This window comes from Pseudoalteromonas sp. SWXJZ10B (assembly GCF_015864475.1).
GTDB lineage: Bacteria > Pseudomonadota > Gammaproteobacteria > Enterobacterales > Alteromonadaceae > Pseudoalteromonas > Pseudoalteromonas arctica.
The window spans coordinates 1-713 of the sequence record NZ_JADYXD010000062.1 but is presented as its reverse complement, the minus strand read 5'-3'; the positions used below and the strand labels follow the sequence as shown (position 1 = coordinate 713).

Annotated in this window: 1 protein-coding gene; it reads right to left on the bottom strand. The window is 51.5% G+C overall.

The features are described 5' to 3' along the window. On the bottom strand, positions 1-713 hold a 713-nt coding region (locus tag I6F54_RS20175), incomplete at both ends, for an Ig-like domain-containing protein (RefSeq protein WP_231617064.1).

Sequence of the window (713 nt, the reverse complement as noted above, 5' to 3'; positions counted from 1 at the left end):
GTGATTGGGTGCTCATCACCGTTACTGTCGGTAATAACAATGTTTATAACCGTGCCTGCAGGCTCTGTTGAGGTACCACTAATCACTGGAGTGCTGTCGTTACCCAAACCCAGTGCATCAACGGTGACAACCGGTGTGATGGTGTCTACGTTACCACTGCTGCTCGCGGTGGTGTCGTTGCCTGCAACATCAGTAATGCTGGCAACAACGCTAAACTCACCTTGTGCAAGGGCTGTCGAGACTTCGATTGCCCAGTGACCATCGCTGCCTACAACGGTGCTAAGGGTTTGATTGATGCCTTCACTGTCGGTGATAGTTAATGTAACGGTGCCACCAATTTCATTACTGGTGCCTTGCAGCTCTGGTGTTAAATCACTTATATCGCCCACGTTTTGAATGGTGAGTGTTGGCGCTTGCGTGTCGATGGTGGTGGTGTCACTCCCGGTGGTTTCGTTGCCGACACTGTCGCGCACACTTACTTCAATGGTCGTTTCACCTTCGCTTAGCGGTGTGGTTGGTGTGGCGCTCCAATCACCATTTGCATCCACAAGGGCGGTGATAGTTTGTGGGTTGCCTGCGCTATCAGTAACCACTATAGTCACTTGTGCCCCCTCGCCCGCATCACTTGTGCCGCTTATGATTGGCGTGTTGCTGTCGCTTTGTGCTGCAACATCAACAGTGAGTGTCGGCGGTGTATTATCAAAGTCATCTGA